Source organism: Clavibacter sp. VKM Ac-2872, assembly GCF_015351105.1.
Classification (GTDB): Bacteria; Actinomycetota; Actinomycetes; order Actinomycetales; family Microbacteriaceae; genus Clavibacter.
In genome coordinates this window covers 834,741-847,424 of sequence record NZ_JADKRR010000001.1, presented here as the reverse complement: position 1 = coordinate 847,424, position 12,684 = coordinate 834,741, and the positions used below count along the sequence as shown (strand labels likewise).

11 protein-coding genes and 3 tRNA genes are annotated in these 12,684 nt (G+C 72.9%); 6 read left to right on the top strand and 8 right to left on the bottom strand.

Annotated elements, in window-relative coordinates; all coding sequences use genetic code 11:
* Positions 1–3: 3 nt before the first annotated feature.
* The 3 genes from ftsH to tilS all read right to left on the bottom strand — a co-directional run bounded on the left by ftsH (position 4) and on the right by tilS (position 3,740).
* Positions 4–2,004, bottom strand: a complete 2,001-nt coding sequence (ftsH, locus tag ITJ40_RS04095; RefSeq protein WP_194665868.1) for an ATP-dependent zinc metalloprotease FtsH — start codon at positions 2,002–2,004, stop codon at positions 4–6.
* A 157-nt stretch (positions 2,005–2,161) separates the two neighbouring features.
* The gene (hpt, locus tag ITJ40_RS04090; RefSeq protein ID WP_194665867.1) at positions 2,162–2,713 is read right to left on the bottom strand and encodes a hypoxanthine phosphoribosyltransferase; all 552 of its coding nucleotides are present in this window, start codon (positions 2,711–2,713) and stop codon (positions 2,162–2,164) included.
* A gap of 1 nt (position 2,714) precedes the next feature.
* The gene (gene tilS, locus ITJ40_RS04085; RefSeq protein WP_194665866.1) at positions 2,715–3,740 is read right to left on the bottom strand and encodes a tRNA lysidine(34) synthetase TilS; all 1,026 of its coding nucleotides are present in this window, start codon (positions 3,738–3,740) and stop codon (positions 2,715–2,717) included.
* Positions 3,741–3,794: 54 nt separating this feature from the next.
* On the opposite strand from tilS, the gene ppa reads away from it, so the two are divergent.
* Entirely contained in the window at positions 3,795–4,316 is a 522-nt protein-coding gene (ppa, locus tag ITJ40_RS04080; RefSeq protein WP_194665865.1) for an inorganic diphosphatase, read from the top strand.
* Positions 4,317–4,423: 107 nt separating this feature from the next.
* Here ppa and ITJ40_RS04075 read toward each other — a convergent pair whose 3' ends face one another.
* Positions 4,424–5,779 (bottom strand): NlpC/P60 family protein, encoded by a 1,356-nt coding sequence (locus ITJ40_RS04075; protein WP_194665864.1) that lies wholly within the window; start codon positions 5,777–5,779, stop codon positions 4,424–4,426.
* A 13-nt stretch (positions 5,780–5,792) separates the two neighbouring features.
* On the bottom strand, positions 5,793–7,088 hold the full coding sequence (locus tag ITJ40_RS04070; protein ID WP_194665863.1) for a M23 family metallopeptidase: 1,296 nt from the start codon (positions 7,086–7,088) through the stop codon (positions 5,793–5,795).
* 427 nt (positions 7,089–7,515) lie between these two features.
* Here ITJ40_RS04070 and ITJ40_RS04065 point away from each other — a divergent pair.
* From ITJ40_RS04065 to ITJ40_RS04055, 3 genes are all read left to right on the top strand, one after another.
* Positions 7,516–7,591: transfer RNA gene (locus ITJ40_RS04065), tRNA-Glu, on the top strand.
* A 21-nt stretch (positions 7,592–7,612) separates the two neighbouring features.
* Positions 7,613–7,689: transfer RNA gene (locus ITJ40_RS04060), tRNA-Asp, on the top strand.
* Positions 7,690–7,758: 69 nt separating this feature from the next.
* A tRNA-Phe gene (locus ITJ40_RS04055) sits at positions 7,759–7,834 on the top strand.
* Positions 7,835–7,903: 69 nt separating this feature from the next.
* Here the strand turns inward: ITJ40_RS04055 and ITJ40_RS04050 are convergent.
* A complete protein-coding gene (locus tag ITJ40_RS04050) occupies positions 7,904–8,437 on the bottom strand; it encodes an O-acetyl-ADP-ribose deacetylase (RefSeq protein ID WP_194665862.1) in 534 nt (177 codons plus the stop codon).
* A 238-nt stretch (positions 8,438–8,675) separates the two neighbouring features.
* Here ITJ40_RS04050 and ITJ40_RS04045 point away from each other — a divergent pair, with 238 nt between their 5' ends.
* Positions 8,676–10,511, top strand: coding sequence for a glycoside hydrolase family 15 protein (locus ITJ40_RS04045; protein WP_194665861.1), 1,836 nt, complete (start codon positions 8,676–8,678; stop codon positions 10,509–10,511).
* Positions 10,512–10,540: 29 nt separating this feature from the next.
* On the opposite strand, the gene ITJ40_RS04040 is transcribed toward ITJ40_RS04045, so the two are convergent.
* Both ITJ40_RS04040 and ITJ40_RS04035 read right to left on the bottom strand, forming a co-directional pair.
* Positions 10,541–11,281 (bottom strand): YqjF family protein, encoded by a 741-nt coding sequence (locus ITJ40_RS04040; RefSeq protein ID WP_194665860.1) that lies wholly within the window; start codon positions 11,279–11,281, stop codon positions 10,541–10,543.
* Positions 11,278–11,760 (bottom strand): MarR family transcriptional regulator, encoded by a 483-nt coding sequence (locus tag ITJ40_RS04035; RefSeq protein ID WP_194665859.1) that lies wholly within the window; start codon positions 11,758–11,760, stop codon positions 11,278–11,280. The genes ITJ40_RS04040 and ITJ40_RS04035 overlap by 4 nt, the downstream gene beginning before the upstream one ends.
* A gap of 79 nt (positions 11,761–11,839) precedes the next feature.
* On the opposite strand from ITJ40_RS04035, the gene ITJ40_RS04030 reads away from it, so the two are divergent.
* Positions 11,840–12,661 (top strand): TspO/MBR family protein, encoded by an 822-nt coding sequence (locus ITJ40_RS04030; RefSeq protein ID WP_194665858.1) that lies wholly within the window; start codon positions 11,840–11,842, stop codon positions 12,659–12,661.
* Positions 12,662–12,684 lie beyond the last annotated feature (23 nt).

Genomic DNA, 12,684 nt, shown 5'->3' with positions numbered 1-12,684 from the left:
GGATCAGGCCGTCGCGGGACGCGGGAAGGGCGAGCGCTTCGGCTTGCCGGCCGGCGGCTCCGAGTCGACCGCGCCGTCGACGACGCCCTGGTCGATGGGCGCCTTCTGCGGCATCGGCACGGGAGGCAGGTCGGACAGCGGGCGCTTGTCGCTGGAGAGCCACTGCGGGCGCGGCGGCAGCTTCTTGACGTCCGCGAAGATCGCCGCGAGCTGGTCGTGGTCGAGCGTCTCCTTCTCGAGCAGCTCGGTGGCCAGTCGGTCGAGCACGTCGCGGTTGTCGTTGATGACCTGCCACGCCTCGTCGTGGGCGCCGTCGAGGAGCGCGCGCACCTCGGCGTCGACCGTGAGGGCCATGTCCTCCGAGTAGTCGCGTCCGCCGCCGAGCTCGCGGCCGAGGAACGGCTCGCCGGAGCTCGAGCCGAGCTTCACGGATCCGACCTTGGCGCTCATGCCGTACTCGGTGACCATGCGGCGGGCCGTGGACGTGGCCTTCTCGATGTCGTTCGACGCGCCCGTGGTCGGGTCGTGGAACACGATCTCCTCCGCCACGCGGCCGCCCATGGCGTACGCCAGCTGGTCGAGCAGCTCGTTGCGGGTGACGGAGTACTTGTCCTCGAGCGGCAGCACCATCGTGTAGCCGAGGGCGCGGCCGCGGGGCAGGATCGTGACCTTGGTGACGGGATCCGTGTTGTTCATCGCCGCCGCCGCGAGCGCGTGCCCGCCCTCGTGGTACGCGGTGATGAGCTTCTCGTGGTCGCGCATGATGCGGCTGCGGCGCTGGGGCCCGGCCATGACGCGGTCGACGGCCTCGTCGAGCGCGCGGTCGTCGATGAGCTGGGCGTTGGAGCGCGCCGTGAGGAGCGCGGCCTCGTTGAGGACGTTGGCGAGGTCGGCGCCCGTGAAGCCCGGGGTCTTCCGCGCGAGGACCTCGAGGTCGACGCCCGCGGCGAGCGGCTTGCCGCGCCCGTGCACCTCGAGGATCTGCTTGCGGCCCTGCAGGTCGGGGGCGTCGACGCCGATCTGGCGGTCGAAGCGGCCGGGACGCAGGAGCGCGGGGTCGAGCACGTCGGGCCGGTTGGTGGCCGCGATGAGGATGACGTTGGTCTTGACGTCGAAGCCGTCCATCTCCACCAGGAGCTGGTTGAGGGTCTGCTCGCGCTCGTCGTTGCCGCCGCCGACGCCGGCGCCGCGGTGGCGGCCGACCGCGTCGATCTCGTCGACGAAGATGATGGCCGGCGCGTTCTGCTTGGCCTGCTCGAACAGGTCGCGCACGCGGCTCGCGCCGACGCCCACGAACATCTCGACGAAGTCGGATCCGGAGATGGAGTAGAAGGGCACGCCCGCCTCGCCCGCGACGGCGCGCGCGAGCAGGGTCTTGCCGGTGCCGGGAGGGCCGTACAGCAGCACGCCCTTGGGGATGCGGGCGCCGACGGCCTGGAACTTGGCGGGCTCCTTGAGGAAGTCCTTGATCTCCTCGAGCTCCTCGATGGCCTCGTCCGACCCGGCGACGTCCGCGAACGTGACCTTCGGGGAGTCCTTGGAGGCGAGCTTCGCCTTCGACTTGCCGAACTGCATGACGCGGTTCCCCCCGCCCTGCATGCCGGAGAACATGATCCAGATGAAGAAGCCGATGAGCAGGAGCGGCAGCAGGATGCTGAACGCGGAGAGGAGCCAGCTCGGCTGCGGCACCTGGTCGTCGAAGCCCTCGGCCGGGTTCGCGGTCGTGATGGCGGAGACGATCTCGCCGCCGCGCTGCGCGACGTAGTTGAACTGCACCATGGTGCCGTTGTCGCCGTCGGCGCTCGCGAGCGTGAGGTCCACGCGCTGCTCGCCGTCGATGATCTTGGCGGAGGCGACCTTGCCGTCCTGGATCAGCTCGAGGCCGTGCTGCGTGGTGATGGTCTTGTATCCGGATCCCGTGATGAGGCTGAAGCCCACGGACACCACGACGATGGCGAGGACGACGATCAGGATCGGGCTGCGGAGGAGTTTCTTGAAGTTCATGAGCGTAGGGGCGCGGGCCCGACACCTTTCTGCCCGTGCCGCGCCGTACGGCGACGAGATGTCTCGAGGATACAAGCGGCCGTCTGAGCGTGGCCGCGGTGTTCGCCGCCAGCCGAACGTGCGCCGGCATGGAGGCGGGTAAGAGGGGCGGGGCGACTCAGCTGTAGACGTGCGGCGCGAGGATCGCCACGTCGCGGAGGTTGCGGTACCGCTCGGCGTAGTCGAGCCCGTAGCCGACCACGAAGTCGTCGGGGATCTCGAAGCCCACGTACTTGACGTCGACCGCGATCTTCGCGGCCTCGGGCTTGCGCAGCAGCGCGCACACCTCGACGCTCTCGGCCCCGCGCGAACGGAGGTTCGCCAGCAGCCAGGACAGCGTGAGGCCGGAGTCGATGATGTCCTCGACGATGAGCACGCGCCGGCCGGTGAGGTCGGCGTCGAGGTCCTTGAGGATGCGGACGACGCCGCTCGACTTGGTGCCGGAGCCGTAGGAGCTGACCGCCATCCAGTCCATGTGGATCGGCAGCGCGAGCTCGCGGGCGAGGTCGGCCATGACCATGACCGCGCCCTTGAGCACGCCCACGAGGAGCAGCTCCTCCCCCGGGTTGTCGCGCTCGATCTCGCGGCACATCTCGGCGATGCGGCCGTGGATCTCCTCCTCGGTGTGGAGGACCTCGGTCAGGTCGTCGGCGATGTCGGTGGATCTCATGTCACTCTTCCGTCGTCCTGGCGCTGAGGACGATGAGCCCGTCCTTGCGTACGACCCTAACGCCCGGCAGGTCGACCGGCCCCTGCCCGTGCCAGTCGGTGACGAGGCGCGCGACCTCCAGGACGTGCGTCCGCGAGAGGTGGGACGCGAACTCCTCGCGCGCGGCGAGGCGGATCAGCCGGTGCCGCAGCGCGGGCGGCGCGGCGAGGAGCGAGGCGACCTCGAGGGAGATGCCCGCCTCGGCGTGGTCGGCGATCTCCTCGATCATCTCGGCGGCGAAGTGCTCGAGCGCGTCGTCGTCCTCGCGCAGCTGGTCGGCCGTGCGGGCCAGGGCCTCCGCGACGCCGGGGCCGAGCTCGCGCTCGAGCACGGGCAGCACGTCGTGGCGGACGCGCACGCGGGCGTAGAGGGGATCGGCGTTGTGCGGGTCCTGCCACGGGGTGAGGCCCTGGTCGACGCACGCGGCACGGGTGACGGCCGCGCGGATCCCGAGCAGCGGCCGGAGGTACACGGCGTCGGCCGCGCGCGCGGGCATGGACGCGGCCATGCCGTGGAGGCTCGTGGCGCCCGACCCCCGCGCCAGCCCGAGCAGCACGGTCTCCGCCTGGTCGTCGAGGGTATGGGCGAGGAGCAGCGCGCGGGATCCGGTCTCCCGCAGCGCGTCGTCGAACGCCGCGTACCGGGCGACGCGCGCGGCGGCCTCGGGGCCGGACGCGCCGGGATCCACCCGCACGCGCGACACGAGGACCGGTGCGAGGCCGAGGGCGCGCGCGGCGTCGGCGGCCCGCGCGGCGACCGCGGCGGATCCCTCCTGCATGCCGTGGTCGACGACGACCGCGCCCGCGGCGACGCCCGCGCGGGGGCACTCGAACGCGGCGGCCGCGGCCAGCGCGAGCGAGTCGGCGCCGCCCGAGAGCGCGACGAGGACGGGACCGGCCGGCTCCGCGGGCAGCGCCGCGATCGCCGCGCGGACCGCCCGCCTGAGGTCCGCGACGGCGGGCGTGAGACGGGGGCGCTCGGAGGGCATCCACTAACGTTATGGCAGCATCCCGCCCACGTCCGAACCACGAGGAGCACGCGCATGGCCAGCTACGACGTCGTCGTCGAAATCCCCAAGGGGTCCCGCAACAAGTACGAGGTCGACCACGAGACGGGCCGCGTGTACCTCGACCGCGTGCTCTTCACGTCGTTCGTCTACCCCACCGACTACGGCTACTTCGAGAACACCCTCGGCCTCGACGGCGACCCCGTCGACGTGCTCGTGCTGCTCGAGTACCCGGTCTTCCCCGGCGTCGGCGTCGCCGTCCGCCCGGTGGGCGTCTTCAACATGAGCGACGAGGCCGGCATCGACTCCAAGGTCATCGCCGTCCCCGCGAAGGACCCGCGCTGGGCCCACGTCCAGGACATCGACGACGTGCCGCAGCAGACGCGCAACGAGATCGAGCACTTCTTCGAGCACTACAAGGACCTCGAGCCCGGCAAGTGGGTCAAGACGGAAGGGTGGGGCGACGCGGCCGAGGCCGAGCGCATCGTCCAGGCCGGCTTCGAGAAGCTCCAGGCCGAGGGCCACGGGCACGGCGGCGAGCCGGAGGAGGACGCCTGATCCGCGTCACCCGGTGAGCCCGCGCGGCTGACACGACGACGCCCGCCTCCGCAGCAGCTGCGGTGAGGCGGGCGTCGTCGTGTCCGGGCAGGGCCGATCGGAGGGGATCAGCCGGGTCGGCCGACGTAGGGCATGATGTCGCCGAAGCCCCAGAGCTGCTGGATCTTCACCACGTCGCCGGGCTTCGGCGCCGCGATGATGGTGTTCCCGCCCATCGAGAGGGCGTCGTGGTAGAACCCGCTGCCGTCGTTCCAGAAGATGATGTCCCCCGGCTGACGCTGCGAGAACGGCACGAGGCGGCCCCGCGCCTGCATGGTGTTGTACTGGCTGCTCACCGAGTGGCTGCCGACGTCGATGCCCGCCGCGCGGTACGCCATCATCACGAGTCCCGAGCAGTCCCACACGTTGGGGCCCGCGCCGCCGAGGACGTAGGCCTCGCCGAGCTGGGCCTTCGCGAACCCGAGGGCGACCTGCGCGGCGTTGCCGGACGGGGCGGGGGCCGGCGCGGGAGCGGGAGCCGGGCCGGGCGCGGGACGCGAGGGCTGCTGCGGGGCCGGCTGCTGGGGTGCGGGGGCGGGCGCGCCCGATCCACCACCGGACGAGGATCCGCCGCCGGACGACGAACCGCCGCCGCCGCCGCCGGACGAGGATCCGCCGCCGCCCGAGCCGCCCGACGAGGGCGCCGGTGCGGCCACGGGGGCGGGGATCGGCGGCTGCGTGATGCCCTGGATGTACTGCGCCTCGATCTCCGAGGTGGAGTCCTTGAGCAGCGCCAGCTGCGCGATGAGCTGGTCGCTGTTGCGCGTCTGCTCGGCGACCGCGGCCTGCGCGGTCGCGGCGGCGGAGTTCGCGTCGTCGAGCGCCTTCTGGGCCTCGTCCGCGAGCCGGGCGAGCTCGTCCTTCGCGACCTGCGCCTGGTCGCTCAGCGACGCGGCGCTGTTGCGGTCCGCGAGCGCCTGCTGGTACACGGACTGCGTGCTCTCGGAGAGCTTCGTCATGGTGCCGAGCGAGCGCAGCAGCCCCTCCGCGTCGTCGCCGTCCGACGCGAACAGGCTCGCCGTGATGTCCTGGCCGCCGGCCCGCGCGAGGTGGCTCGCGAGGAGCCCGGCGCGCATCCGGCTGGTGAGGGCCGTCGCCTGGGCCTCGTCGGACTTCTTCTGCAGGCGCGCGAGCTCGTCGGCCTTCGCGTCGCGCGCGGCCTGCGCCTCGGCGTACTTCTCGCCGGCGATCATCGCGGCCTTGTTCGACTGGTCCGCGGACTCCTGCAGCCCCGTCGCCAGCTCGGTCACGCGGTCGATGGCCGCCTGGGTGTCGGCCTGGTTCGCCTTCGCCGCCTGGACGTCGGCCCACGAGGGGTAGTCGGTCGCGGCGAACGCGGTCTGGGCGGCGACGCCGCTGGACACCGCGATCACCCCCACGGCGATCGTGGAGATGACGACCGTGGTCGGGCGAAGGTGGTTCATGTCGTTCCTCATGTCAATGCGTGCTGCTGATGGAGACGCCCTGGCCGTGCATGAACGCCACCGGGTCGACGGCGTTCCCGTTGATGCGGATCTCGAAGTGGAGGTGGCAGCCGGTGGAGCCGCCCGTGGTGCCCGTGTGGGCGATGGGCTGGCCCGCGACGACCTGCTGGCCGGTGCGCACGAGCGTGCCGCCGTCCACGATGTGCCCGTACGCCGAGGAGACGCCGCCGCCGTGGTCGATGCGGATGTAGTTGCCGTAGCCGCCGTTCCGACCGGCGAAGCTGACGGTGCCCGAGTGGGCGGCGTACTGGATCTCGCCGCAGCTGTATCCGCGGACGAGGTCCTCGCCCGCGTGCATGATCTTGGTGTGGTAGATCGGGTGGATCCGGTACCCGAAGGGGCTGCTCGTGCTGGCTCCCGGCAGCGGCGCGGTCCACCCGGATGAGCTGATGGCGCCGGGCGAGACGTCGCCACCCGCGCTGCCCTGGCTCGCGGCGAGCGCGTCCGCGTCGGCTTGGCGCTTGCGGACGCCGGCCTGGTAGTCGTCCTCGGTGGCCTCGCGGTTCTCGGTGATGACGGAGAGCTTCGCGTCGGCGTCGGCCTTCTGCGCGCTCTGGTCCTCGAGCGCCTGCTCGAGGTCGACCTGCGCCTGGGCGGCCTCCTCGAGGAGCTGCTCGGCCTTCGCGTTCAGCGCGTCGAGCTCCGCGAGCGCCACCTTCGCCTGGTCCGCGAGGGCCGTGGCGGCGTTGCGGTCCTGCAGGGCGATCGCGTAGATCTGGTCGCTCTTCTCGGCGACCTTGCTCATGGTGCCGAGCTTGTCGAGGAGGTCGTCGCTGCCGTCGCCCTCGCTGAGGAGGAGGGTGCCGGAGAGGTTCTGCCCGCCGGACCGCATCAGCTGCTTGGCGAGGCCGGCCGCCTGCTCCTGGGACTTGGTGGCCTTCGCGGCGGCCGCGTCGACCTTCTGCTGGAGCAGGTCGGTCTCGGCGTGCTTGTCGTCCGCCGCCTGCTGCGCCTTGTCGTGCTCGTCGCCGCGCTGGACCACGAGGGCCTGCGCGTCGGTGACGCGCTGCTGGAGGGACGCGATCTCGTCGTTGATCCGCTGCACGAGCGCCTGCTGCGCCTGCTCGTCGCCGCGCGCCTTCTGCACGTCGTCCCACGAGGCGAAGGTGTCGGCGTGGGCGGGAGCGGCGATCGACCCCGTGAGGAGCACGGCGACGATGGCGACGATGGCCTGGAGGCTGCGGCGGCCTCGCGGGCGCGATCGTGTGGCGCCCGTGGTGCGCGGTCTCCGGAGGAGGTCGTGGTGCATGGTGGTCCCGATCATCGTGTCGCCCGGCTGGCCGGCTGTGCCTCCCTGCAGGGCCGGCGGGGAGCGCGGATCACATCCGTCACACCTTCACCGGCTCTCACAGTAGCAACGGGGATGCGCGGCGCACAGCGCGCCGATGCGGGGATCCACGCTGAGGATCCCCTCCCCGAGGAGGGTCGAGCGAAGGCTAACCCGGCGGCAGGGTGCCGCCGGGGCAGCGCGCTGGCCGTGTCGCGAACCTGACAGGAGGCCACGAAGGCCCTGCCCGCCGACTCCCGCCGGCCCCGCCGCGAGCAGGCGACACGCCGCCCGATCCGCATGCCCTCGGGCGCGGGGCCCACGCGGGGACGGCCGATTTGAGTCCTCGGCCGGAGTGCGGTTATGCTGACGTGTCGGTTGCTGCGAGACCTGGTCCGCCAGGGCGAGCGGCCCCATCGTTTAGTGGCCTAGGACGGCGCCCTTTCACGGCGTTAACACGGGTTCGAATCCCGTTGGGGTCACCAGGCAATGTGATCGACATGCAAGGCCCTGTAGCGCAGCTGGTTAGCGTGCCGCCCTGTCACGGCGGAGGTCGCGGGTTCAAGTCCCGTCAGGGTCGCCACGGATATGAGCCCTCTCTCACGAGAGGGCTTCTGTCCGATGTGGGCGTCTTCTCGCAAGCCGCCCGCTCGCCTGGGTAGCTCAGTTGGTAGAGCGTTCGACTGAAAATCGAAAGGTCCGCGGATCGACGCCGCGTCCAGGCACCATCCGCCGGTCCCCGTCCCAGACGGCAGGGCCGGCGTTCCTCTTCCTCGGCCCGCGTCGGACATCGCGGCTCACGCGTCGGATGCGAGCGCCGCCTCGAAGGCCGCGAGCGCCTGGTCCGAGAACAGCACGAAGCGCACCAGCTCGATGCCGTCGCCCGCGCCGTCCGCAAGCGCGCCGCGCACGGAGGCGACCGCGACGCGCGCCGCGTCGTCGAGCGGCCAACCGTAGACGCCGGCCGAGACCGCCGGGAAGGCGACGCTGCGGATCCCGAGGCCGGCCGCCACCTCGATCGACCGGCGGTACGCGCTCGCGAGGACCGCGGTGCGGTCGTCGGATGCGGACCAGACGGGGCCGACCGTGTGGATCACGTGGCGCGCGGGCAGGCGGAAGCCGGGCGTCGCGATCGCGTCGCCCGCCGGCAGGCCGTCGGGCAGCTCGTCGGCGCGGATGCGGCGGCAGGCGGCGATCAGCTCGGGACCGGCCGCGCGGTGGATCGCGCCGTCCATTCCCCCGCCGCCGAGGAGCGACGAGTTCGCGGCATCGACGATCGCGTCGACGTCCTGCAGGGTGATGTCGCCGCGCACGGCCTCGATGAGCGTCATGGATCCAGCCTGGCCCGGGTCGACGCGGGGAGGGAGACCCGCGCGGACGACGCTGTCCGACGGGCCGCGACCGGAACCGTTCGGGTGGGCTCCGGGCACATCGGCAGTATTCGGAGCCCGGGGAAGAACGGTTGGGACGGCCGCCGCGTCTCCGGCCGGATGACGGCCCGGTCGCCAGGGGGCGACCCGGGGATACTGGAGGGGTCGGTGCCCTCCTGCCGGCGTCGACAGGAGTCCCATGTCCCAGCCCACGTCCCGCCCCGCACCCGAGCGCACCGACGGGTACGTCGCTCTCCGCAGCTACGCCGCCATCGGGGACGGGCGCACCGTCGCGCTCATCGCGGAGGACGGCGACATCGACTGGCTCCCGCTCCCGAACCTGCACACGCCGCCCGCGTTCGCCGCGATCCTCGACGCCCCGCACGGCGGCCGGATCACGCTGCGTCCCGACGAGGACTTCGAGGTGACGCGCGCCTACGTGCCCGGCACCAACGTGCTCACCACCACCTTCACCACGGCGTCCGGAAGCGTGCGCGTGACCGACGCGCTCGTCACGGGCGTCGCCGGGCGGCTGCCGTGGTCCGAGCTCGGCCGGCGCATCGAGGGGCTGACGGGCGAGGTGGCGATGAGCTGGCTCATCGCGCCCGGGACCGCGCTCGGCACGTCGTCCCCCTGGGTGCAGGCGACGCACAACGGCCCGGTCATCCGCGTGGACGGCGTGACGCTCGCGGTCGTCGGCCTCGACCACGGCCCCGCCGAGCCCGGGACGCAGTCGCTGTCCGGCGCGTTCACCACGCAGGAGGGGTCGCGCCACGTCCTCACGATGGTGGGGACCGAGCGGGAGCCCGTGCGGATCCCGAACCCGGAGATCGTGGACGAGGGCATCGACCGCACCATCCGCAACTGGCAGGGCTGGAGCGCCGAGTTCCGCTACGAGGGCGAGTGGGCCGAGGCCGTGCAGCGCAGCGCCCTCGCGCTCAAGCTGCTCGTGCACGCGCCGACCGGATCCATCGCCGCGGCCGCGACGACCTCGCTGCCCGAGCGGATGGGCGGCGGCAAGAACTGGGACTACCGCTTCGCCTGGGTGCGCGACCTCGCCTACACGGTGAACGCCCTCGTGAAGTTCGGGCTCCGCGAGGAGACGCACGCGGCGGTCTCCTGGATGCTCCGCACGATCCGCGACAACGGCCCCGACCTCCACGTCTTCTACTCGCTCGAGGGCGGCGTGCCCGAGGGCAGCTCGAACCCGGAGGTGCCGGGATGGCGCGGCGTCGGGCCCGTCGTCGACGGCAACGACGCGCAGGCGCAGCTGCAGCTGGGCGTGTTCGGCGACCTGTTCGACGTGGTGCGCACCTACGTCCGCGACGGCAACGTGCTCGACGCCGACACCGGCCGGCTCCTCGCGACCTTCGCCGACCGCACCTGCGACATGTGGCAGAAGCGCGACGCCGGCATGTGGGAGCTCGAGGACGAGCAGCACTACACGACCTCGAAGCTCGGCTGCTGGCAGGCCCTCGACTGCGCCGTCGAGCTCGCGGAGCTGGGCCAGATCCCCGGCGTGCCGGACCGCTGGCGGGCCGAGCGCGACCGGATCCGCACGTGGGTCGAGGAGGAGTGCTGGGACGAGGGTCGGGGCGCCTACGTCATGCACCCGGGCAGCCAGCGGCTCGACGCGAGCATCCTGCTGCACTCGATCTCCGGCTTCGACCGCGGCGAGCGCATGTCCCGGACGCTCGACGCGCTGCGCTCGGAGCTCGGCCGCGGGCCGCTGCTGTACCGCTACTCCGGCATGCCCGAGGAGGAGGGCACGTTCACGGCGTGCGCGTTCTGGCTCGCGGGCGCCTACGCGTGCGTCGGCCGGATGGACGAGGCGCGCGAGCTCATGGACGAGCTGGTCGACCTCGGCAACGACGTGGGGCTGTACTCCGAGATGATCGACGCCGACGACCACGCGTTCCTCGGCAACCTGCCGCAGGGGCTCAGCCACCTCGCGCTCGTGAGCGCCGCGCTCACGATCGACGAGCTGTCGGGCGGGAAGCCGCGCTCGACGCGGACGCCGCGCTCCAAGCGGTAGCGGGGCTCGGCGGCCCGGGGCGCGACCGACTAGGCGCGCGGGCGGAGAGGGCCGGCGAACTCCGTGCGGACGCCGCGGGAGAACAGCACCGAGTCGGGCGCGCGGTCGACGATCCCCGGGAGACCGGCGGCCGCGACCAGCTCGTCGTCGAGGCCGACGAGCTCAGCACGCTGGAGGGTCCACGCGTCGTGCGTGTTCGGCCAGTACCGCGTGACGCCGCCGCGGGCCACGTGCATGCCCCAGCGCGCGGTGAGGAAGTCGGCGAGCGGATCCCCCTCGACCTCCTCGCCGAGCGGTCGCACCGAGATGCGCGACGACGGGCGGGCGCCCGTGTGCCGGCGGGACGTGTAGGTGACGACGCCGTCGTGCTCCTCGTGCGTCATCGACGCCCACATGTAGGGCAGGCCGAGGCCCACGCGCGCGCCGAGCGTCGGCAGGAGCTTCGCGGCCTCGAGCGAGCGGAAGACCACGCCGCGGCGACCGTCGTCGCCCACGCTGTAGAGGCGCACGTTGAGCTCGGCGAAGGTGCCGGCCCACGGCACGGCGGGCAGGGGCGGGAAGGCGCTGCGGGACAGGACGAACGGGATGAGGCCGACCCAGCTGGATCCGCCGTGGACGTCGGGACGCGTGCCCGGCGGGAGGAGCGGGGCGACGAGCGCGGGATCCACCCGCCAGTGCACGAACGCCAGGTCGCTCCAGACCTGGCGGATGACCGCGCGGCCGGGGAGGTCGGGCGCGGCGGCGGAGATCGGATCCGCGGGGCGGGTCATCGAGCGCGCCCCGGGGCGGCGGCGGACGACGCGGACGCGCCGTCGGCGGCGGATGCCGCGGGCGCCGGGCGGCCGGCCGCGCGGATCACGTCGATGAGGCCGCGGCGCATCTCCTCCGAGCGGGCGAGCTCGGGGACGACGTCCTGCTCGAGCGCCTGCGCGCGCTCCCAGGCGTCGGCGCCGGCCGCGGTGCGGGCGACGACGTGGCGGCGGCGGTCGGCGGGATCCGGCGCGCGGGACACGAGCCCCTCCCGCTCCAGCCGCTCGAGCGTGCGCGACATGGTCTGGGTCTCGACGTGCGCGGAGCGGGCGAGCTGGATCTGGCTGAGCGGCCCGTCACGGAGCAGGTGCAGCGCGATGAGGCCCGCGTGCGTGACGCCGAGCGTCGTGAGCGCCTCCGACCAGGCGTGCTCGACCGCGCGCGCGGCCGTGGACAGCAGCCGCCCCGTGGGCCAGCTGGCGAGCTCGTCGTCCTGCACGGCACTCCTCCTGCTACAGTGATCATCAGCAGGCTTACTATCCGCCTGCTGACATTCCCATCGTAGAGGAGCGGACCGCATGGGCACCGTGAAGGACATCGTCCGGCAGATCGTCGTCATCTCGAGCATGGCGTTCGCCGTCATCGGCTCCGCGTTCGGCTCGGGCGCGTTCAGCGACCGGAGCATCCAGAACGCGTCGAGCGGTGCCTTGAGCGCGAGCTACACGCCCGTCGCGCCGGCCGGCCCCGCGTTCTCGATCTGGAGCGTGATCTACCTCGGGCTCGTCGCGTACACGATCTGGCAGGCGCTCCCCGCGCAGCGCGCCGACGAGCGGCAGCGCCGGGTCGGCTACCCCGTCACCGTGACGCTCGTGCTCAACGCCGTGTGGATCCTCACCGCGCAGGCCGGGTTCCTCGCGCTCAGCGGCGTCGTGATCGTGGCGCTGCTCGTGACGCTCATGTGGGTCTTCCACGCGCTCATGGCGACGCGGCCGCGGAACGCGGTCGAGGGCGTCGTGCTCGACGGCACCATGGGCCTCTACCTCGGCTGGGTGAGCGTCGCGTCGATCGCGAACATCGCCTCGATCCTCACGGCGTCGGGCTTCCAGCCGGGCACCACCGGGCGCGACGCCTGGGCCGTCGTGCTGCTGGCGGTCGCCGGCCTCGTCGGCGTCCTGCTCGCGCTCCGCGACGGCGGGCGGCTGGCGCCCTCCGCGGCGATCGCGTGGGGCCTCGCGTGGGTCGCCGTCGGACGCCTCACGGGCGAGCTGCTCTCGACGCCGGCCGCGGTGGCGGCGCTCGTGGCGGCCGGCGCGGTCGTCGTCGTGACGCTCGTCGCGCGCGTCCGCGCCGGGTGGACCGGGCGGGTCACCGCGCGTCCCGCGGTCGCCGCCGCCCGCTAGCGCCGCGCGTCAGACCGCCGCGG

Excerpts from the sequence above, each read along its gene's own strand:
- ftsH (WP_194665868.1), bottom strand. The coding sequence starts at position 2,004 with ATGAACTTCAAGAAACTCCTCCGCAGCCCGATCCTGATCGTCGTCCTC.
- hpt (WP_194665867.1), bottom strand. The coding sequence starts at position 2,713 with ATGAGATCCACCGACATCGCCGACGACCTGACCGAGGTCCTCCACACC.
- tilS (WP_194665866.1), bottom strand. The coding sequence starts at position 3,740 with ATGCCCTCCGAGCGCCCCCGTCTCACGCCCGCCGTCGCGGACCTCAGG.
- ppa (WP_194665865.1), top strand. The coding sequence starts at position 3,795 with ATGGCCAGCTACGACGTCGTCGTCGAAATCCCCAAGGGGTCCCGCAAC.
- ITJ40_RS04075 (WP_194665864.1), bottom strand. The coding sequence starts at position 5,779 with ATGAACCACCTTCGCCCGACCACGGTCGTCATCTCCACGATCGCCGTG.
- ITJ40_RS04070 (WP_194665863.1), bottom strand. The coding sequence starts at position 7,088 with ATGCACCACGACCTCCTCCGGAGACCGCGCACCACGGGCGCCACACGA.
- ITJ40_RS04050 (WP_194665862.1), bottom strand. The coding sequence starts at position 8,437 with ATGACGCTCATCGAGGCCGTGCGCGGCGACATCACCCTGCAGGACGTC.
- ITJ40_RS04045 (WP_194665861.1), top strand. The coding sequence starts at position 8,676 with ATGTCCCAGCCCACGTCCCGCCCCGCACCCGAGCGCACCGACGGGTAC.
- ITJ40_RS04040 (WP_194665860.1), bottom strand. The coding sequence starts at position 11,281 with ATGACCCGCCCCGCGGATCCGATCTCCGCCGCCGCGCCCGACCTCCCC.
- ITJ40_RS04030 (WP_194665858.1), top strand. The coding sequence starts at position 11,840 with ATGGGCACCGTGAAGGACATCGTCCGGCAGATCGTCGTCATCTCGAGC.